The organism is Acidobacteriota bacterium (assembly GCA_016712445.1).
Taxonomy (GTDB): Bacteria; Pseudomonadota; Alphaproteobacteria; order Caulobacterales; family Hyphomonadaceae; genus Hyphomonas.
On the sequence record JADJRB010000010.1, the window covers coordinates 13622 to 33155 of the forward strand.

Sequence of the window (19534 nt, forward strand, 5' to 3'; positions counted from 1 at the left end):
CCCATGCGCCGCCGACTTGCCTGCCTGCTGATCACCACGCTGCCACTGGTCGCCGTGCCGGTGACTGGCCTCGTCGCGCCGCCCGCCGTGGCGCAGTTGGCTGTCTATGATCCCGCAAACCATGCCCAGAACATCCTGCAGGCTGTCCGCGCGCTGCAGGAACTCGAAGGCCAGGTCCAGCAGCTCGCGCATGAGATCGAGATGCTGGAGAACATGGCCCGCAATCTCGAAACCCTCCCCGTCTCCGTCGCTGAAAGCATCATCGGCCAGCGGATCCTCCGCATCCAGGACCTGCTGCGCCGCGCTCAGGGCATCGGCTACTCGGTCGACGAAATCGAACGCGACTATGAGACGGCCTATCCAGAGGCGTACGGGACCGCGACGCCGAACGCGGTGCTTGTCGAGGATGCCCGCACCCGCTGGCGTCAGTCCCGCGACGCATTCCGCGAGACGCTGACGGTCTCGGCCGCCGCGCTCGAAGACAACGAGACCGACGCGGGCGCGATCCGCAGCCTCGTGACCCAAAGCCAGGACGCGGTCGGCGCGCTGCAGGCCGCGCAGGCCGGCAATGAGCTCTCCGCGATGACGGCGCAGCAGCTGATGCAGATCGAAGCGATGCTGGCCGCCCAGCACCGTGCCGAGGCGCTGGAAGAAGCCCGCAAGCTTGCGGAAGCGGAGCGTGGCCGTGCCCGCCTGCAAAGCTTCCTGGGGACCGGAGAGTAACGCGCCATGGAAGAGATGGACGTCATCGACCGGTTCCTGGAGACCTTCATCCGCTACATCGATAGCGGGTTCGGGCTCCTGCAGGGCGATGTCGCGTATCTTACCTCCACGCTGATCGTCATCGACATCACGCTGGCGGGCCTGTTCTGGGCCCTCTCACAGAACGCTGATGTGATCGCGGGACTGATCAAGAAAGTCCTCTATGTCGGCTTCTTCGCGTTCCTGCTCGGCAACTTCGCCGGGCTCTCGCAGATCATCTTCGACAGCTTTGCCGGGCTCGGCCTGAAGGCAGGCTCGAGCCTGATCACTGCCGGGGACCTGATGCGACCGGGTTATATCGCGGGCGTCGGGTATGGCGCCGCGCTGCCGCTGCTGGAAGAGGCCGGCGAGCTGATGGGACCGATCGCCTTCTTCGAGAACTTCGTCCTGATCATGGTCCTTCTCGTGGCCTGGGCGACCATACTCGTCGCCTTCTTCGTGCTCGCGGTACAGCTGTTCGTGGCAATCCTCGAGTTCAAGCTAACGACGCTGGCTGGGTTCGTACTCGTGCCGTTCGCGCTCTGGAACAAGACCTCGTTCCTCGCCGAGCGCGTGCTGGGCAATGTAATCACGTCCGGCCTGAAGCTCATGGTGCTGGCCATCATCATCGGCATCGGCTCGACGCTGTTCTCGACCATCACCGAGGCGTTCGCCGGCACTGAGGACGTCACGCTCGCTGAAGTCATGGGCACCGTGCTCGCCGCGACCGTCTTCCTCTGGATGGGCGTGTTCGGCCCCGGCATGGCGTCGGGCCTCATCACCGGCGCGCCTCAGCTCGGTGCTGGCTCGGCGATCGGCGCCGCTGCAGGCGTGGCAGCTGGCACGGTTGCGGCTGGCCTTGGCGCCAAGGCTGCGCTGGGCGCCGCCGCAGGCGGCGCGGCAAGCGCCGTCAAGGCGGGCGCCTCGATGGCAGGCGGTGCGCGCACCGCGTTCGATCTTGGATCAACGGCTTCCGGAAAGTCCGGCGCTGCTGGCTTGGCCGCGGGACTTGGCGGCGTCGCCCAGGCGGCCGGGGACACCGTCGCCGCGGGGGCGGGGGGGGGGGGGGGGGGGGGGGGGGGGGGGGGGGCGCGGCGCGCGGCACGTTCGAATCCACCGGCGGGTCAAGCTCATCGCCTTCAGAGAGCCCCTCCTCCTCCACGCCCGAGAAAAGCCCTGGCTGGGCGCGCGGCATGCGCGCCTCCCAGCGCCTCGGCGAGGCCCGCCAGCTCGCAATGCACAGCCTGCGCGACGGTGATCGCGGCTCCACCGGCGCGGCCCCCTCCCTGAAAGACAAGGACGAGTAACCTCATGCGCTTCAAACGCCCCGCTGCTCATTATGGCACCTCCCCTTACCCCGAGACGCCTTACCAGAAAGCCGGACAGGTCTGGGATGAGCGGATCGGCTCCGCCCGGGTTCAGGCGAAGAACTGGCGGCTGATGGCGCTCGGCTGTCTCACCCTCTCGTTTGCAACGTCCGGCGCGCTGATCTGGCGGAGCCTGCAGTCGACGGTGACGCCCTATGTCGTCGAAGTTGACGAGACCGGCGCGGCGAAGGCCATCGGCCCTGCAACCGAGACCTACACGCCGTCCGACGCGCAGATCGCGCACCATCTTGCCGGGTTCATCACATATGTCCGCAGCCTGTCGATCGATCCCGTTGTTGTTCGCGAGAACTGGCTGAAGGCCTACACCTTCGCCGGACCTGCGGCCGCCACAACGCTCTCAGAGTATGCCCGCGAGCATGACCCGTTTGCCGCGATTGGCCGGCGCTCGCGCACGGTGGATGTCGTCAGCATCGTCCGCGTCTCGGGCGAAAGCTTCCAGGGCCGCTGGATCGAGAAGACCTATGAGGGCGGCGCGCTCACCGGCGCAAAGCGGTTCACCGGCGTTTTCACGATCACGCTCCAGCCGCCAAAGGATGCTGAGACCCTGCGCGCCAACCCCCTCGGCCTTTATGTCCGCTCGCTCAGCTGGAGCGAAGACCTTGTCACAGGAGAAAGACAATGACCCGGTTCCTGCTCGCCTCTTCGGCCACCGCCCTACTCGCGGCCTGTGCCACCTCGCCGCCACCCGAGCCGCTAATCGATAGTGGCGATTTCATCGCGGCAATTCCATTGGAAGAGCCGAAGCCCGAACGCGTCGAGATTGTCGAAACAGCGATCGCGCTGCCGCTGCCCGGCAAGCTCAAGCCGACCCCGCCGGAGGCTGAAACAAAGCCCCCACAAAGCCCGGCAGCCACCATCAGGGATGGCCGCGCCGGTGCCGTGATCGAGCCTTCCTCGGAAGGTTTCGTCAACGCCGTCCAGATCTATCCTTATACGGAAGGCGCCCTCTACCGCCTCTACGCGAGCCCCGGCCAGGTCACGGATATCGCGCTCCAGCCGGGAGAAAGCCTCGTGTCGGTTTCGGCGGGTGACACGGTGCGCTGGGTGGTCGGAGACACCGCGTCTGGTTCCGGCAGCACCGCCCGGGCGCATATCCTGGTCAAGCCGGTGCAAGCGGGCCTCCGCACCAACCTGATGATCGCGACCGACCGGCGGACCTATCACCTGGAACTGGAATCGACCGTCCGGCACTTACATGGCCGCGCTCTCCTGGCGCTATCCGCAGGATGAGCTTGCGGGCCTCGCGGCCCGCAACACGAGCGCTGCCGCAGAGGGGACGCCATCTCGGTCAAACGCGGCCTCAACCTCGAGACCCTGAACTTCGACTACCGGGTCTCAGGGGACACGCCGGACTGGAAACCGGTCCGCGTGTTCGATGACGGGCGCCAGGTGTTCATCCAGATGCCGGCGTCGATTTCTGCCTCCGAGATGCCGCCGCTGTTCGTGCTGGGCACCAGCGGAGAGGCCGAACTCGTCAACTACCGGGTCAGAGGCAGCTACTACATCGTCGACCGGCTGTTTGGCGCGGCAGAGCTGCGCCACGGGACAAGGCCCCAGACAGTCGTGCGAATTTCTAAAGTAAGCGCGGCGCAAAGGTCGCGTTGGTTCGGGGGTTGAGCCGATGACCGAGCCTCCCCCATTCAAGGAAGCAGCGCGGCAGCTGCAGATCCGCTCGGCGCCGAAGCCCGCCACGCGGATCAACCGCAAACTCCTCATGGCCGGCGCAGGCCTCGGCGCGCTGGGCCTCTTTGCGGCAACTTCGATTGCGCTCGCGCCGCCGCGCGCCGCAGAGCCCGCCTCGCAGGAAGAGCTTGTCACGACCGGCAAGCGGAAGCCGGATGGGTTCTCGGCGTTGCCCGCGGACTATACGGCGCTCGCGGATGTGCCGGTGCTCGGGGCGCCGCTGTCCGGCGACCTCGGCTCGACCATTCTGGCGACCGAGCAGGCCTACGGTATCGAAACAGAGTTCCAGACCGAGTATCGGGCGGATTTTCGCACGCGTCCGGAAGACGAAGCTGTCCGAACCGCGCGGCTTGAAGCCGCCGCCCAAGCTGAAGAAGCCGCCCGCGCGCCAATCCTGTTCTGCCTCGGCGGGGCCGGAGCGCCGCCAAGCTCCAAGCAGGGAGCGCAGGAATCCGGCTTCGATCTGGCATCGGAGCTCCTTGCGCTCAACCGGCAGTCCCCGAACGCCGCGCCAAGCCCCGAACCAGAGCCGAACCTCCAGTCCCGCAAGGCCGCGTTTGCCCGGGAACCGATGTCCAGCCCGGTCTACAATCCGGACCGGGTGCAGGACCCTCTGTCGCCCTACCAGCTGATGGCAGGCGCGCTGATCCCCGCGAGCCTGATCACGGGCATCAACTCCGATCTTCCGGGCACGGTGATCGCGCAGGTCACGCAGAACGTCTACGACACGGTGCGCGGTCAGCATCTCCTGATCCCGCAGGGCAGCCGCCTGATCGGGCGCTACCAGTCCGAGATCTCGTTCGGCCAGGACCGCGCCCTCGTCGTCTGGGACCGTATCCTGATGCCCGATGGCAGCTCGATCACGATTTCTGAGCCCGGCAGCGATGCCTCAGGCTATGCGGGCCTCAAAGACCGCACCGATCATCACTGGGACAAGGTGTTTGCGGCGGCCGGTCTCGCCACGCTACTTGGCATCGGTGCGGAGCTCGGTCCCGGCGAGGACGGCGACATCGAACGCGCGATCCGCCGCGGGACCACCGACACGATCAACGAAGCCGGGCAGAGGACCGTCGACCGCAGTCTCGGCGTCCAGCCTTCGATCACGATCCGGCCTGGCTGGCCGGTGCGTGTCATCGTGACCAGGGATCTCGTCCTTCGTCCTTTCAAGGACACAGCCCCATGAACCTCCGCCTTGCAAAACTTGCTGACCGCACGCCGGTCCGACTCACCCTCGCACTTGATCCCGACACCGCCGCCGCGCTGCAGGATTATGCGGCGGTCTACCAAGAGACTTATGGCGAAGCCGAGCGCAGCGAAACGCTCGCCGCCGCCATGATCGAGATGTTCCTGGCGTCAGATGCCGGGTTCAGACGGGCCCGGAAGGCCCTGCCCACCAATGCCAGCAAAGGAGACTGACTCATGGCACAGATCGGCGCATTTACACTGAAGGACGGAGCCTGGACCGGGACCATCCGTACCATGACCATCAATGTCAAAGCCCAGCTTGTACCCAACAAGGACAAGGCAAACGGTGCGCCGGACTTTCGGCTTTACGCAGGCGGCGCTGAACTCGGCGCAGCCTGGCATCAAGAGTCCAAGGATGGCGAAACACCGTTCCTCGCTGTCAAACTCGATGACCCGAGCTTTGCCCAGCCGATGCGCGCAGCCTTCTTCGAGAACGCGAAGGAAGGCACCGGCGTCCTCGTTTGGAACCGTCCGAAACAATAGTGAAGAGCGGCAGCCGCGTCGTCTGCCTCGCAGAGTTATCACAGAGCGAAAGCATCGCGCGGAGGCCTTAAACGCGCTTTTGCCGGAAGGCGCCTTGACCGGGAACTGTCAGCCGGGAAGTGACGCTTGCCGGCGCGCCATCAGGACTTGGAGCAATGTCAAAAGATGAGAAGCCGAATCCATGACACCGATTTTGCCAACGAAACAAACTGGCTGACGCCGAAACAGTGCTCAGAACTGACAGGATGGTCGCTTGCTGGGCTGGAAAAGCGTCGCGCGCGCGGACAATGGCCACCTTATTCTGTTCGCGCGGGCCGCCCCCGATATCCCGGCGACTATATCCGGCAAAAATTCGCAGAGGCAGTTGTGACGAATACAGTTCAGGCTTCGGCCTTGAATGAGGCATTCCAGCGCAGCTAACGACCTCGAGGGCACTCAGCCATTGATTGATCAATCGGCAAAACCTGTCGATCGAGCCTCCAGACGCATGGCGCACTTTAACAACCATGCTGCGCGCGCTCGTCAGAATGCAGCACCATTGCCGCCTCCTTACTTTCGGCCTCAGTTACCTCAGCCAACTGGCAAATTCCCAGACCGAGACTTCAGTGGTTGAATCGGCCGATTTTAAGATTCAAAAATGACAAATCGCGATACCAATAACCATTTATTGATATTATCGCTAAATATGTTAATTTGAAATAGGCATTCACAGATTCGGACCCAAGGATAATCGATATGGAGCATTTCGCGGTCGTACAAAGCATTATCAAAGCCGCCTTGGCCGGAGATGAAGCAGGAGTGCGCAAGCAAGTGAATCGCCTAGAGGCCCGGTTGAGTAAAGCAGGCGCTAACAACGAGGTGGCTGCAATCGAGCGGCTTTTGAATACTTCGACTGAAGTGAAACATCTGGCCCCCAGCCAGGTAGAAGTCTCGCGTGTGCTCATTACGGGGGAGAAGCTGACCCCAGAAATCCATCCGCCTATAGACCGGGAAACCGGAGCCCAGCTGTGCCTTATTGAGTTTCCGGGTCAAAGAACGCCCAAGCCGGTTTATGGCCAATCAGCTCAAGAAACGATCGATGGGCTGCTCGCTGAATGGCGCAATAGTTCAGCACTCATGTCAGTCGGCGTCGAGCCGACGCGGTCTCTATTGATCTACGGTCCGCCGGGCACGGGAAAGACAATCTCAGCGCACTATATCGCCGAGCAGCTCGGGCTGCCACTTGTCACAGCCCGAATAGACGGGTTGATCTCGTCTTTCCTTGGCACCACGGCACGTAACATCGCGAACCTGTTCGATTTTGCCAATCGTTACGCCTGCGTCCTCTTGCTCGACGAGTTCGATGCCCTTGCCAAACTTCGGGACGATCCGCACGAAGTGGGAGAGATAAAGCGGGTGGTGAATACGCTTCTCCAAAATCTCGACCGGCGGCGGCATTTCGGGGTAACAATTGCCATCACCAACCATGATAGGCTGCTGGATCCGGCTGTTTGGCGGCGCTTCGAAACTCAATTGCACGTTTCCGAACCGGAATTCGCAGCCCGCGAAGCATTGATCAGACGCTTTCTTGCACCGATCGAAGTCGAGGACTCGACAGTCCGGATTTTCTCTTACTGCCTGCCGGGACGATCCGGCGCAGATCTTGAGCGTATTTGCCGGGCAGTCAAGCGAACCATAGCAATGGCCGATAAAGCTCCCGACCCATCAAACCTGTTCAGTTCACTGAGCAGCGTCCTGGGGCGTATGCCGCAACTCGATCACATCCCAGCCCGGGTTCTTGCGACTGACCCAAAAGCCTTCGTAAGCCTAATCGCAAATGATCCCGATATCGGCCTAGATCAGAAACAAATCGGTCATGCCACCGGGACATCGCAAAGCCAGGTCAGCGCACTCAAGCAAAAAATGCTGCACAAGGACGTAATAGAGGCGACCCATGCCCAATAATCCGGTCCAGATTGTTCTGAATGACACCGACTTTCATGCAATGCCTGATCCGGGCCAGCCGCCAAGGCCGAAAGATTTTTTCGCCAATGCGGACCGGGAGTTCATCGCGCACCGCAAACGCTTAGCAACCGATGTCCAACGAATTATTGAAGAAGTGGAGAATAGCGCATTTGGACCTGCCACCTACCTTAAGGTCCGAATGCGCACCGAAGCCCTCGCGAAATCATATCGCCCGGTCTATGCGCTATTCAAGCCCGATCAGTTTCCTTGCGTTGGCGCAGAGGCGGTTGGAACACTGTTCTTCAGGGCTCCACTGATTTACCTCCGTGGACTGAAAGCTCGCATTGAAGAGGCTGAAGACGAGGTCCGGACAGTATTCCGTCAAAGCGATGGAGCCCCTTATCCAGCGCCCACGGTGAGGCGAGCAGAGGTTGGGGCAATCGAGTCCATCTCGATCGTGGCTCCGTCAGAGAAACGCAACTTTTCAACTTCAGCCGCCATGGACATGTTTGCCGATCCCTCGACGGTATCGGGCTATCAAATTGACCTCTTCGAGGCGCTTGAACCGGAAGAAATCGCGGCCGATGCGACAGGACGCACTGAGCTCTATCGCTCCTTGGTAAAATTGCTGGTCTCATTCGGCCCTGGCACAAGAACATTGCTTTCGATGCGACTAGCGAGAATGCCTGTCCTTGAATTCCAACTCACACAAAGTGATGCCGAGGCGATCGTTGATAACCGCCTTGGGCTTGTTCGGACCGACATTGCCCCCAGCGCAGTTCCCACTTTGATCGACAGAAATGCTGACCGCCATGAAGCCGCCCTCAGCGCTTTGCAGCGCCACCCGCTTGTGCGAGCGATCCGGCCACCGATCAGATTGCAGCTCGTTGATGAGGAAATGGCAGTTCCGGAAGGTAAGGCAACCACAAAAACTGCGCCTATCCCTCTGCCCCTCCCCTCCCAAGACGCTCGCTATCCTATCGTGGGCGTGATCGATTCGGGAATTGCGCCAATTCTTGATGAGTGGGTCGTTGACCGGTTCGATTTTCTCGACACTGACGACTATGACGCCCTACACGGGACCATGGTGGCAGGCCTCATTACGGTGGGCCAGCAGATCAATGGACCAGACGTCGCACGCGAGCGCGACGGCTGCCAAATTGTGGACATTCCGCTGTATCCCAACGGCGACTTTCTCGCACAGTATCCGAATGGCTTTTCCGAATTCCTGTCTGAAGTGGAGCAAGCTGTCTCGGAGGCTCGTGAAAAACACGGAGTGCGCATCTTTAATCTATCCATCAATGCAACGGCACCCGTCGAACGGTATACATATAGTACCTATGCAGCGGAACTCGATCGTATCGCGGACACCTATGACGTCGTTTTCGTCAATTCCGCCGGTAACCTCAAACATGCGGATGCGCGTGCTCCCTGGCCCACCAAACCTAATGACGTCATAAAATATTTTGCGAACCGCACATCGTCAGACACAATATTGAAGCCGGCCGAAAGCGTGCGTTCTATTTCCGTGGGCGCACTGAATCCCCTTACAGATGACAAACGACATATTACCGGTGCACCTACGGTCTACACGCGGCGGGGACCAGGACTGCAAGTAGGGATCAAGCCTGACCTTGCCGCTTACGGTGGCGCAGGGATCAGCACACCAGGCGCAAAGACGGGCCTTACATCTATCGATCAAGACGGCGTACCCATCCCGGTGATCGGCACGAGTTTTGCTGCCCCACTGGTCGCCCGAAGCCTCGCAGGGTTGGACGCAGCGACTTCAGGCGGGCTCACCTCCGAAGCACTCCGCGCCATGTTGATACATAATGCAGCAATGCCGGATCCATTGACCAAGCGTGGTCTCAAGGACCTTGCGCGCCAATTCGCCGGGTTCGGTCAACCGGTTTCAGCGCAAGACATGTTGGAGACCGGGGACAATGAAATCACACTCCTCTTCCAAAGCCGCCTCCAAATCGGTGAGAAAAAGCCGGTGATCCTCAGATTCCCGTTTACCTGGCCGCAAAGTCTTGTGGCAGGGGGCAAGTGTTCAGGCCGCGCCCGCATCACACTTGTCTATGCGCCGCCGCTGGATCCTGCGTTCGGCGCAGAATTTGTTCGGGTTAATCTTGAGGCGAGCTTGAAGCAGCGTCAGACTGAAAATGCCAAAGATGGATCCGCCCATTTCACGACACAGATAGACGCGAAGTTTCTGCCCAAGAAGGCCAATCTCGCGATTCCGGAAAAGGCCCTGATTGATCACGGCCTGAAATGGTGGCCAGTGAAACAGTACGCGAAGTCCTATGAGAACCATGGCGCATCATCGGAGTGGCGACTTGAAGTCACAAGCCTCGTCCGGGCTGAAACGACTTTCCCTGCTGAAGGCGTTCCTTTCGCCGTACTGCTCACGATCGATGACCCGAGTGGTGCAGCGCCAGTCTACAGGGAGATGCAGCAGGCCTTGCAGGCCAGCCGCGCCAATACCCAGGCACTTCAAACCGTATTCCGAGTACGGCCGCGGCGATAACGCGGGCCACTATATCGCGGGTTCATTCAAATTCATTGCTTTGGGCCGTGGTTCAACACCGAACTTTCCAGCCGGGAGGCCGGGGCGAGGCTGAGACAATTGTGAACTGGGTTTGTCATCATATCGGTTGCACGATGACAGGAGCCTCGTTATCCCAGCTACACTACAACTCAGACGGTGGCCCATAGGTGGCTTGGCGTGTGAGGGGTTAGCAAGCGGCGGCCTTCCAAGCCACTTAATGCTTTGTATTTATAGGGGTCTTGCGGCAGGACCACACCGAAGACGCATCTGGTTTGGGACCAGAGGGTCGGAGGTTCGAATCCTCTCGCTCCGACCAAAGTTCCAATCGGGGTCGGAGACACGGCAAACATGGAAGCGCGCATCTACCAGCCGGCAAAAAGTGCCATGCAATCAGGGCGCGGCAACACCAAGGACTGGGTGCTGGAGTTCGTGAACCCCGACGCCCGGCGCCGCGTAGATCCGCTCATGGGCTGGACCGGTATCGATGACATGTCCGGCCAGGTCCGCCTGCGCTTCGAAACCCGCGAACAGGCCATCGCCTATGCCGAGCGCGAAGGCCTGAACTTCACGGTCGAGGAGCCCCGCGAAAGAAAGCGCCTCATCAAGTCGTATTCGGAGAATTTCTCCGCCGCGCGCAAACAGCCGTGGACACACTGACGGCCCGCGCGTTACTCCGGCCTCAAGACTCCGTAGCTCAGCTGGATAGAGCGCTCGCCTTCTAAGCGAGTGGTCGCAGGTTCAAATCCTGCCGGGGTCGCCAACGCCCGGGTTCCTGCCCCCTCCGCAGGTCCCTGCGAAGACAGGGACCCAGCGCACCTAAAACTCTTCCTACCGCTTCCTCTGGACCCCTGCCTGCGCAGGGGTCTGCGGAGCTTGGTGCTTGTCCGCAAATCACAAAAGGAAACGCCTAGAACTTGAATCCGCCCGTCACCAGCCGGTCATACCGGCCCTGCGTCATCGGCACATACCGCGCCTCTTCCGGGTCCAGCATCCACAGCGGATCGCTCACCTTGTCGGGGTCAAACCCGTCCGCCACCAGCTCCACCTTGCGATACTTGAACGTGCCCGTGGTCTCCGCTTCCGGCTGCACACGGATGAAGATCGGCACGGCATAGCTCGGCAGCTTCGCCGCGAGTTTCCCGTAGAGCGCGCCGAAATCGATCTCGCCCTCCGCCGTCACTGCCGCCATGCCGGCCTTTCCGTCCGTGCCCGGAATATGCACGCCATACACGTTCGCCGTCTTGATGCCGTCGATGCGCGACAGCGCCTCGCCCACCTCGTTGGTCGAGACGTTCTCGCCCTTCCAGCGGAAAGTGTCACCGATCCGGTCGACGAAATAGATATAGCCGTCCTTGTCCTTGCGCAGGAGGTCGCCCGTGCGGAACCACAGGTCGCCCTTCTCGAACACATCGCGCAGCAGCTTCTTCTCGGTCGCCTTCTGGTCGTTATAGCCCTCGAACCGCTGGCGCACATCGTCGCCGATCTGGCCCAGCGCCTCGCCCGGCTCATCCACATCCGCCCGGATGCACAGCCCGTCCGCCCCGCGCACCGGCTGCTCGTTCTCGATGTCGAATTTCACGAAGGCGATATGCTTGAACTGGCTCTCCAGCCAGCCCGGAATGCGCCCCACAGCGCCCACCTTGCCGTCAAAGTTCAGGAAGCTGACATTGCCCTCTGTCGAACCGTAGAACTCGCACAGGTGCGGAATGTTGAACCGGTCCAGGAAAGCCTGCCACACTTCCGGCCGCAGGCCGTTTCCGAAACCCGTCCGTATGCGGTGCGCCCGCTCCTTCGGATGCGGCGGCGTGTTCAGCAGGTAGCGGCACAGCTCGCCGATATATACGATCGCGGTCGCGCCCTCCGCCGTCGCCTCGTCCCAGAACGCGCTCGCCGAGAACTTCCGCCGCACGATCGCCGTCGCCCCGGTCATCAGCGCAATGCCGATCCCGCACAGCCCGCCCGTGCCATGATACAGCGGCAGCGTGATATACACCTTGTCCTTCGGCGTGATCCGGCACGGCGCGATGAAGCTGCGCATCATGCCCTGCGTGCGCGCCTGCGTCAGCCGCGCCGCCTTCGGCAGGCCGGTCGTGCCGGAGGTATAGACATACAGGCACATGTCCTTGCCGAGCAGGCCCGCGCGGTGCGAGCGGTCCGGCCGCTTGTCGGAGAACGCCTCCAGCGCGCCGCCGAGGTCCGCGCCCAGCTTGCCGCCCAGCGTCCACACCGGCGGCGATCCCTTGATCAGCGCCATCGCGCCGCGCACCGCCTCGTCCTGCTCCGCGCCCGTCACGATCAACTTGGTCTCCGCGATGTTCACGCAGTGCGCCAGCGCGTCGCCTTCCAGGTTGTGATTGATCAGTGCCGTGACGAGTCCGACCTTGGAAAAGCCGGCCCAGGCCGCGACGTATTCCGGCCGGTTCTCCATGAACAGCGAGATACAGTCCCCCGCCTTCAGCCCCTGCGCGATCGCCCAGTTGGCAAACCGGCTCGCCAGCGCGTCAAACTCCGCATAAGTCGTCGACTTACCCTCGAACCGGAACGCGATATTGCGCGGAAACGCATCCACCGCCCGCTCGAAATCGTCCGCCACGAGGAAAGCCGAGTCCGGCGAAATCTCGCCGGTCCACTTCTTCAGGCGCTGCGCGTCCAGGAAGAACTGGACCTCGCGCGAAAGTATGGCGATAGGATTCATGTGCGGCGCCTCCGCCCGGAGAGGGTCGTTGAAAAGTTCAGGAATGCAATGCGCCATGACAAAGGCGTTTCGCCGGCCTTGTCAAAGAAAACCGGCGCGATCTGGCGATTGCCTTGCCTCGCGTGACGGCATATTGCTGCGCCGCACAACGATAAAAAGAGGACGCCCGCGATGGCCATCGATCCAGTCGGAGACCTGCTCACCCTGCTCGACATCGAGCGCCTTGAACTCGACCTGTTCCGCGGCCAGAGCCCGGACGAGGAAGAAAGCCAGCGCGTCTTCGGCGGCCAGGTCATCGCGCAGGCGCTCGTCGCCGCGTATCGCACCGTGCCGGACGACCGCACCTGCCACTCGCTGCACGGCTACTTCATCCGCCCCGGCGATCCGAAAGTGCCGATCATCTACCAGGTCGACCATGCCCGTGACGGCGGCAGCTTCACCACCCGCCGCGTCGTCGCCGTCCAGCACGGCAAGCAGATCTTCAACCTCGCGGCCAGCTTCCATGTCGTCGAGGAAAGCTGGCACCACCAGCACGAGATGCCGCAGGTCATCGGCCCGGACGAGGTCGAGGACCGCACCGAATGGCGCCGCCGCTTCGCCGAGAAACTCCCCGAGCGCCACCGCGGCCATTTCCTCCGTCCACGGCCGGTCGAGATGCGCGAGATCGAGCCGCTGCACCCGCTCAAGCCCGCCGTCACCAGCGATCGCCACGATCTCTGGTTCCGCGTCGCCCGCCCGATCGACGAAGCGCCCTGGCTGCACCACTGCCTGCTCGCCTATGCCTCCGACATGGCCCTCCTCGGCACCGGCAACCGCCCGCACGGCATCAGCTGGATGACCGGCGAGTTGATGTCGGCCAGCCTCGACCACGCGATGTGGTTCCACGCACCGCTGAAGTTCGACGACTGGCACCTCTACTCGATGGACAGCCCCTATGCCGGCGGCGGGCGCAGCTTCAACCGCGGCATGGTGTTCGACGCCAACGGCCGCCTCGTCGCCTCCGTCGCGCAGGAAGGCCTGATGCGCAAGGTCGTCCGCAAGCCGAAACCGGAGTAACCCACCTTACCCCTCTCCCGCGCGCGGGAGAGGCTGCGAGGAGCGAGCATTTGCCTTGCAAATGCCCCGAGCAGACCCGCGCCGAAGGCGTGGGGGGGTGAGGGCCTGCCTTACGCAACCTTTTCCAAAATTATTCTCTCTAAAATTCAAACCACTACAAGAATTCCACAGGCACTTACGCAACACCTCCAGACCTGTGCGATACTCCGCACATGTCGCAAACCCCTCCTCCTCCGGACGAAACCACCAGCAGCCTCGTCTCGCGCACCCGCGAACTGGTCGCCGGCCTTGTCGCATTCGTCTTCAATGTCCTGCACGATGCCCCGCCCGGCCCGATGACCCTTGCGCAAATCCGCCTTTTCCTCCGTACCGTGATCAAGCCCGGCGAAGCCCTCATCCGCCGCGCCATCTACCTGCTCGCCGCAAAACTGCCTACACCAGCGCCGCGCGCAGCCACTGTCCGCGCCGCCGCACCCGTGCGCACGCCTCAAACGCAAACACCCCGACGCCTCATCCCCGCCTTCCGCCTCACCGAACCCGCGGGCCTCGCCCGCCCCGGCAAGCCCGGCCAGGCTCCGCCGCCCCGCACCGGCGCCGCGCCAGACGTCTACGCCCTCTCGGAAAAATTCGTGCGCCGCCTCGCCGCGCTCCAGGCCGCCTGCGCCGACCCGGACAAGTTCGCCCGCCTGCTGCGCCGCCGTCTCGCCCGCCGCCGCCTGCCCGCCTTGCCGCTCGCTCTGCGCCCACCCTCCGGCATCACGCAAAGCCGCAGCCCGGAAACGAAATCCCTCTATGCCAGCCTCGCCCAGGCCGCGAACGCCGCCTGGCCAAAGCTACGCAACACTTCCTGATCCGCCTACAGATTAAATTAAAATCGCCGGAAGACCCGAAGGGTCTCTCCGGACACAAGCGCTGCCCCCCACGCCTCGGGCACGCCAACCCCTCTCCCGCGCGCGGGAGAGGAGGGACCCATTGCGAAGCAATGGGAGGTGAGGGCCTTTCTTGTCTGGCTGTGCGCCTTAAGTCACCGAGCCGTAATCCGCCCCGGCCGCCGCAAACCAGTCGCGCCAGAACATCTTCACGTCGCCCAGCGGCAGCGCATATTGCTGGCGCGGCACGATCCGCGCCACCACTTCCACGCCCTCGAGCCCCGCCCGCATGTCGGCCAGCGGCGACTCCGCCCAGGCCTCGCTGTCGGCGCCGCTCTTGTACATCGAGAAGCCCGGCGAATGCTGCATCAGGTCCGACACCAGGATCAGCCGCCGCGCCGGCACGTTGGGCCGGAAATCCGGCCGGTCCGCCAGCGTGTACATCGCCTCCATCAGCGGCGAGCTTGGCGCCACGGTGTCGCGCAGCGCTTCGTCCGTGCGCGCCATCAGCGGCGTGTGGAACTTCTTCTCCCACGCCTGCTGGATCATCTTCGGGTTCTGGAAGATCGGGTTCGCTTCCGCCGCGCTGCCAGGCGAGCAGGCTGTGAACACCTGCACCGGATCATACGGCGAGGCCGAATTCGGCACCAGCACGGTCAGCCGGCCGTACCGCACGAGGCTGCGCGCCTCGCCGTCCAGCAGGCTGCGCACCCAGTCGAGATCGGTCGCGTTGAACGGATCCGACTGGTCGACCAGCACGATCGTGTGCGACGGGTCTTCCCGGTCGAGCCGGCACCCTGTCTCCGCATCGGTACCCGGCGGCTGATGGATGGCCGCCGCCGCAAACAGTCCGAACACGGACGTCAGCATCAGCGCAATCGCGCTGCGCCAGAACCACGGACCCCGTTCCCTGCGCCTTGCCATGTCCTACCCCGCCTTCTTGGCATCGCCGGACGCTTTCGCGTCCCGCACCCGGCCGATCTCCTCGGCCACTTTCTTCTCGATCGACGACAGGCCCTGCTGCACCTGCTGGATATGCGTCTCCAGCCATTCGCGCGTCAGGTTCAGCGCCATCACGTTCTGGTCGATCACCTTGATCGCCGCATTCGCCTGCGCCCGTTCCTTCGACGTGTCGAAGGGCGGCAATTGCGGCGTGATGATCTCGTCGAAATAGGCCGGGCACGCCGCCTGCTCGCCCAGCTTGTCGCGCAAGCTGTTGCGCATCCGCCGGTGCGCCTGCCGGTAGGCCACCTTCAGCCCGCGCTCCTGGTCCGCCGCCTTCGCGGCAATCGCCACAGCGATGTCCCGGCGCGATTCCAGCACGTTCATGGCCTTCTCGATTTCGCGCTTCGCCGCCGCATGGCGCGACAGCTGCGTCTCGAACCACATCCGGCTGTTGGTGAAATAGGCCGACAGGTCGCCCCTCAGGTCCTCGCGCAATTGCTGGCGATGCTCGTAGGCCTTGCGCTCCTTGCGCCAGACCCGGCCATAACCCGGATACGGGTCGGAAATGCGGTCATAGCCCTCATACACGGCCAGCGCGTGGATCGTCAGCCCAAGGATCAGCAGCGCCAGTGCCACGAAGCTGTCAAAGCCGACAATGTTCGGGAACATGTCCTTCACCACCAGGCCCGGCGGGATCTGGAACATCGAGAAATCGCCCATCCGGCCTTCCGCTTCCGCCAGCACCAGCCCGGTCTCCACCGCATCGCGGAAATGCGCGACGAAGAAGTTCAGGAAAATGCCGGTCAGGATGCAGACACCGGCAATCACGCCGCCCATCACCTTCGCCGGCATCGCCGGATGGTTCAGGTAGCGCAGCCCGAAGAAGCCGGCCGTCACACCAAACAGCACGTTCACGGCAGACACACCGAACGCCACCAGCAAGCCGCCCAGAAGGCCCGCCGATTGCGCGTCCTTGAACAGCAGCGCGTTGAAGGCGCCCTCCACCAGCATGATGAACACGAGGATGGCGATCGCCTGCTCCACGTTTTTCTTGATGTCCGGTGTGCGCTGGCCGAGGCGCTCGCCGTGGCGTTCCTTGAACGCCTGCAGCTCGATGATCGCCGCCGAATGGCGTTCCTTCGCATCGTTGGAATCGTCGGTCTCGTAATGGCGGTATTCGTGCTCTTCCGCCTTGATCGCCTCGCGCAGCTGATCGGCATGAATGTCCGCCGGCGCGGTGTCGTGGATATAGTTGCGCACGCCCGCAGCCGTCGTCGACATCCAGGTCGTCGTGCCCCGGCGCACCTCCTCGGCCCGCTCGGCGATCAGCTGTTCGCGCTCGCTCCACTGGTCCTGCGTCATCGCCTCGGACGACGGCAACGCATCCGCCGCATCCTTGCGCGCTTCCTTGCGCGTGATCCCCCGGCTGAGCCCCAGCTCGCCCTTGGCGCGCTTGCCTCTCAGTCCGTGGTCAGACAATTCATTGCGCCCCTGCAGCGGAACGATCCGCTTCGGGCATCCGATGTCCGTGCCCCAGCGCACAGTCTTCTTGCTCATCGCCAGTCCTTCGTGCCGTAAATCCAAGGGCCTCCCATCAGGCCATACCCAAGCGTGGGCGCCGACACTTGACAGAGTCTGAACGTAAACAGCGCATGCCAAAATCGTAATGTTCGTTAACTGAGCAAAATGTAATGCGCTCCGGGCCCGCGCATTCCGTGCATTTTCATGGGCTTATCCCCCGGCTGTAGCCGTCAGGACACATCCCGCGGAAAAGTCGCGCAGTAAGGCTTTGCTAACGCCTGTGGCCAAACGAAGGAGCCGGGCGCCAGATCAGGCGCGGCTGCATACGATTTCGAGCAGCGCATTGCCCGACTGGTAGGCTGCGAAAATGTCCCCGCTCGGCAGGTATCCGAACGGCAGGCCGATGCGCCGCGCTTCGGATTCAAACCCAGCCCGCCAGGTATGCGTCGTCTCGGCGCCGGACAGTGCAAGCCCGCGCAGCGGCGCCATCACCCGGTCGGTCAGGAACGGGTCATCGCTCAACGAATACAGCATCTCGTGCCGGAACGTGTCCGAATGGATCACCGAGCCGACGCCCCACGCCGCTTCGATATCACCCATGCTGTCGCGCACGAATGACAGGTCGCCGGGGCTCTTCTGCGCAATCGCCTCATAGAACCATTTCGCGCCGAACCGCTTCGCAATCTGGCGCAGTGCTTCCAGCGACAGGCGCGCACCCGCCGGGTTTTGCAGCGCCTGCGCCAGCAGCGGCCCGAACCAAGGCGGCCGGAACTCGCCGAGGATGTCGCGGTTGAACACGCAGTTCACATACAGCGAATAGGTCACCCTCGGCGTCGTCGCGGCAAGGCGGTACCCCACCGGACAGGCCGACCCGATCGCCACGATGATGACGTCCTCAAGCCCCGCCTCGTCGAGGAAATGCGTCAGCAGCTGAACCTGCTCGTCGACGTCGCCCACCCGGTCGGACGCGCCGAATCCCGGCCGGCGGACCGCAAACGTCCCGAACCCGGCCGCCGCCGCATCGACGCAGAAGCCCCAGGCCGGACAGTTCGGATATTCCAGCGAGTGCAGGAAGATCAGCGGGCGCAGGCCATCCTCGCCAAACTGCATGTATTCGACCTGCCGTTTCGCCGGCCCGACCCGCGCGGTCTGCCAGACGCGCAAGACGCGCTTGCGGTCACCGACCTGGTCCAGCCGGTTCGCGCGCGCAGGCGAAGCGATGTCTGATGGCATGCTGAGGCGTCGCTCTTTTCAAGTCTCTTCGCTGCGCCGGGTTACCACCAAAACCCTACAGCCGCTTGTACTAATTATGTCACGTCCGCTGCTCGACCAGGTCCAGCAAGTCCCGGTCGCTGGCATAGGCCGAAAAGAAGCTACCCACCGGCAGGAACCGCGCCTCAATGCCGAGGCTTTCGGATTTGGCGAGGAACAGCGTGCGCCACTCGACCGGCATGTCGGCGCCGGTCAGCGCCACGCCGCGGAAGTCGGCGAGGCAGCCGGGTGCCAGCATCGGATCAGGTTCAAGCGCCTTCAGGTCGCGCCGGAACGTGTCGGCCGAAATGGCCTGGATGCAGGCCCAGGCTTCCATCAGGTCGCGGTCATTGCCGCGGATGAACTCGTGGTCGCGCGGATCGTTGTGCAACCGCTCGTAGAGCCACTGGTAGCCCGCGCGGCGCACCACCTGTTTCAGCGCCGTCAGCGACAAGCTGGCGCCGGCGCGCGACTGCAAGGCCTGCAGGATGATGTCGCGCAGCCACGGCGCCGCGCTGCTGTTGTCTTCGGCCACGTAGCAGGGGCGCACCAGCAGGGTGTAGCTGACCTGCGGGCATTCGAGCGCCAGCCGCAGCCCGGCCGGGCGCGAGGTGCCCTCGACCACCAGTACCACGTCCCGCAGTTCGGCCTCCTCGATGAAGGCCCTCAGCAGGCGCACTTCCTCGCCGGTATCATCCACAGGGCTCGTCGCGCCGAAACCCGGCCGTCGAACCGAAATCACGCCGAAGCCCCGCTCGGCCGCATCAACGCAGAAGCCCCAGGGCGGCGCCATCGGATAATCGATGGAGTGCAGCCAGACGAGCGGGCGAAGCTCCGGCCGGCCGAAGCGCATGTACTCGACATGCCGCCCCTCCGATTCCACGAACCCGGTCTGCCAGACGCGCAGCACGCGGGTGCGGCTGCCAATCCGGTCGCGGATCAGCCGCTCACCGGCCGACGCGGGCCGTTCGCCCGGCGGAGAGGCGGCAATGCGTTTGGCCAAAACATCCCCCTTCCGGTCCGGTCACATACGGACGGTATGTAAACGACTCGCACGTCGGAGGCGATATTGAGATACGGCAATCCGCAGCTTGATGGCAGGAAATTTCGATCAATACGGGAAATCCCGTAACAAGCGGGCCCGCGGCATTTCAGTTCTGAA

General features: G+C 63.2%; 15 protein-coding genes, 1 tRNA gene and 2 pseudogenes. 13 read left to right on the forward strand and 5 right to left on the reverse strand.

Annotation, left to right across the window (positions count from 1 at the left end):
• Nucleotides 1–3 precede the first annotated feature (3 nt).
• The 11 genes and pseudogenes from trbJ (at nucleotide 4) to IPK75_19180 (ending at nucleotide 10795) form a co-directional block, all read left to right on the forward strand.
• Complete coding sequence (gene trbJ / locus IPK75_19130; GenBank protein ID MBK8200465.1) at nucleotides 4–723, forward strand: P-type conjugative transfer protein TrbJ; 720 nt, start codon at nucleotides 4–6, stop codon at nucleotides 721–723.
• Between the two features lie 6 nt (nucleotides 724–729).
• A pseudogene (trbL, locus tag IPK75_19135) lies at nucleotides 730–2048 on the forward strand (P-type conjugative transfer protein TrbL).
• Between the two features lie 4 nt (nucleotides 2049–2052).
• On the forward strand, nucleotides 2053–2751 hold the full coding sequence (locus IPK75_19140; GenBank protein ID MBK8200466.1) for a conjugal transfer protein TrbF: 699 nt from the start codon (nucleotides 2053–2055) through the stop codon (nucleotides 2749–2751).
• A pseudogene (gene trbG / locus IPK75_19145) lies at nucleotides 2748–3746 on the forward strand (P-type conjugative transfer protein TrbG). The gene IPK75_19140 and the pseudogene trbG overlap by 4 nt, the downstream one beginning before the upstream one ends.
• A 4-nt stretch (nucleotides 3747–3750) precedes the next feature.
• A complete protein-coding gene (locus tag IPK75_19150) occupies nucleotides 3751–4995 on the forward strand; it encodes a TrbI/VirB10 family protein (protein ID MBK8200467.1) in 1245 nt (414 codons plus the stop codon).
• Entirely contained in the window at nucleotides 4992–5228 is a 237-nt protein-coding gene (locus IPK75_19155) for a DUF2274 domain-containing protein (protein ID MBK8200468.1), read from the forward strand. Before IPK75_19150 ends, IPK75_19155 begins: the two co-directional genes overlap by 4 nt.
• 3 nt (nucleotides 5229–5231) lie before the next feature.
• Nucleotides 5232–5540, forward strand: a complete 309-nt coding sequence (locus IPK75_19160) for a DUF736 domain-containing protein (protein MBK8200469.1) — start codon at nucleotides 5232–5234, stop codon at nucleotides 5538–5540.
• 735 nt (nucleotides 5541–6275) lie between these two features.
• The gene (locus tag IPK75_19165; GenBank protein ID MBK8200470.1) at nucleotides 6276–7484 is read left to right on the forward strand and encodes an ATP-binding protein; all 1209 of its coding nucleotides are present in this window, start codon (nucleotides 6276–6278) and stop codon (nucleotides 7482–7484) included.
• Nucleotides 7474–10014, forward strand: coding sequence for a S8 family peptidase (locus tag IPK75_19170; protein MBK8200471.1), 2541 nt, complete (start codon nucleotides 7474–7476; stop codon nucleotides 10012–10014). The genes IPK75_19165 and IPK75_19170 overlap by 11 nt, the downstream gene beginning before the upstream one ends.
• A 369-nt stretch (nucleotides 10015–10383) precedes the next feature.
• On the forward strand, nucleotides 10384–10692 hold the full coding sequence (locus IPK75_19175) for an ETC complex I subunit (GenBank protein MBK8200472.1): 309 nt from the start codon (nucleotides 10384–10386) through the stop codon (nucleotides 10690–10692).
• Between the two features lie 26 nt (nucleotides 10693–10718).
• Nucleotides 10719–10795, forward strand: a tRNA-Arg gene (locus IPK75_19180).
• A 147-nt stretch (nucleotides 10796–10942) separates the two neighbouring features.
• On the opposite strand, the gene IPK75_19185 is transcribed toward IPK75_19180, so the two are convergent.
• Complete coding sequence (locus tag IPK75_19185; GenBank protein ID MBK8200473.1) at nucleotides 10943–12730, reverse strand: long-chain-acyl-CoA synthetase; 1788 nt, start codon at nucleotides 12728–12730, stop codon at nucleotides 10943–10945.
• Between the two features lie 171 nt (nucleotides 12731–12901).
• Between IPK75_19185 and IPK75_19190 the strand changes: the two genes are divergently transcribed.
• A complete protein-coding gene (locus IPK75_19190; protein MBK8200474.1) occupies nucleotides 12902–13786 on the forward strand; it encodes an acyl-CoA thioesterase II in 885 nt (294 codons plus the stop codon).
• A 212-nt stretch (nucleotides 13787–13998) separates the two neighbouring features.
• Entirely contained in the window at nucleotides 13999–14637 is a 639-nt protein-coding gene (locus IPK75_19195) for a hypothetical protein (protein MBK8200475.1), read from the forward strand.
• Nucleotides 14638–14805: 168 nt separating this feature from the next.
• Here IPK75_19195 and IPK75_19200 read toward each other — a convergent pair whose 3' ends face one another.
• The 4 genes from IPK75_19200 to IPK75_19215 all read right to left on the reverse strand — a co-directional run bounded on the left by IPK75_19200 (nucleotide 14806) and on the right by IPK75_19215 (nucleotide 19375).
• Nucleotides 14806–15579, reverse strand: coding sequence for a hypothetical protein (locus IPK75_19200; GenBank protein ID MBK8200476.1), 774 nt, complete (start codon nucleotides 15577–15579; stop codon nucleotides 14806–14808).
• A 3-nt stretch (nucleotides 15580–15582) separates the two neighbouring features.
• Nucleotides 15583–17157, reverse strand: coding sequence for a hypothetical protein (locus tag IPK75_19205; protein ID MBK8200477.1), 1575 nt, complete (start codon nucleotides 17155–17157; stop codon nucleotides 15583–15585).
• 273 nt (nucleotides 17158–17430) lie between these two features.
• Nucleotides 17431–18354, reverse strand: coding sequence for an alpha/beta hydrolase (locus tag IPK75_19210; protein MBK8200478.1), 924 nt, complete (start codon nucleotides 18352–18354; stop codon nucleotides 17431–17433).
• Nucleotides 18355–18433: 79 nt separating this feature from the next.
• Nucleotides 18434–19375 (reverse strand): alpha/beta hydrolase, encoded by a 942-nt coding sequence (locus IPK75_19215; protein MBK8200479.1) that lies wholly within the window; start codon nucleotides 19373–19375, stop codon nucleotides 18434–18436.
• Between the last annotated feature and the right edge of the window lie 159 nt (nucleotides 19376–19534).

Excerpts from the sequence above, each read along its gene's own strand:
- trbJ (MBK8200465.1), top strand. The coding sequence starts at position 4 with ATGCGCCGCCGACTTGCCTGCCTGCTGATCACCACGCTGCCACTGGTC.
- IPK75_19140 (MBK8200466.1), top strand. The coding sequence starts at position 2,053 with ATGCGCTTCAAACGCCCCGCTGCTCATTATGGCACCTCCCCTTACCCC.
- IPK75_19150 (MBK8200467.1), top strand. The coding sequence starts at position 3,751 with ATGACCGAGCCTCCCCCATTCAAGGAAGCAGCGCGGCAGCTGCAGATC.
- IPK75_19155 (MBK8200468.1), top strand. The coding sequence starts at position 4,992 with ATGAACCTCCGCCTTGCAAAACTTGCTGACCGCACGCCGGTCCGACTC.
- IPK75_19160 (MBK8200469.1), top strand. The coding sequence starts at position 5,232 with ATGGCACAGATCGGCGCATTTACACTGAAGGACGGAGCCTGGACCGGG.
- IPK75_19165 (MBK8200470.1), top strand. The coding sequence starts at position 6,276 with ATGGAGCATTTCGCGGTCGTACAAAGCATTATCAAAGCCGCCTTGGCC.
- IPK75_19170 (MBK8200471.1), top strand. The coding sequence starts at position 7,474 with ATGCCCAATAATCCGGTCCAGATTGTTCTGAATGACACCGACTTTCAT.
- IPK75_19175 (MBK8200472.1), top strand. The coding sequence starts at position 10,384 with ATGGAAGCGCGCATCTACCAGCCGGCAAAAAGTGCCATGCAATCAGGG.
- IPK75_19185 (MBK8200473.1), bottom strand. The coding sequence starts at position 12,730 with ATGAATCCTATCGCCATACTTTCGCGCGAGGTCCAGTTCTTCCTGGAC.
- IPK75_19190 (MBK8200474.1), top strand. The coding sequence starts at position 12,902 with ATGGCCATCGATCCAGTCGGAGACCTGCTCACCCTGCTCGACATCGAG.
- IPK75_19195 (MBK8200475.1), top strand. The coding sequence starts at position 13,999 with ATGTCGCAAACCCCTCCTCCTCCGGACGAAACCACCAGCAGCCTCGTC.
- IPK75_19200 (MBK8200476.1), bottom strand. The coding sequence starts at position 15,579 with ATGGCAAGGCGCAGGGAACGGGGTCCGTGGTTCTGGCGCAGCGCGATT.
- IPK75_19205 (MBK8200477.1), bottom strand. The coding sequence starts at position 17,157 with ATGAGCAAGAAGACTGTGCGCTGGGGCACGGACATCGGATGCCCGAAG.
- IPK75_19210 (MBK8200478.1), bottom strand. The coding sequence starts at position 18,354 with ATGCCATCAGACATCGCTTCGCCTGCGCGCGCGAACCGGCTGGACCAG.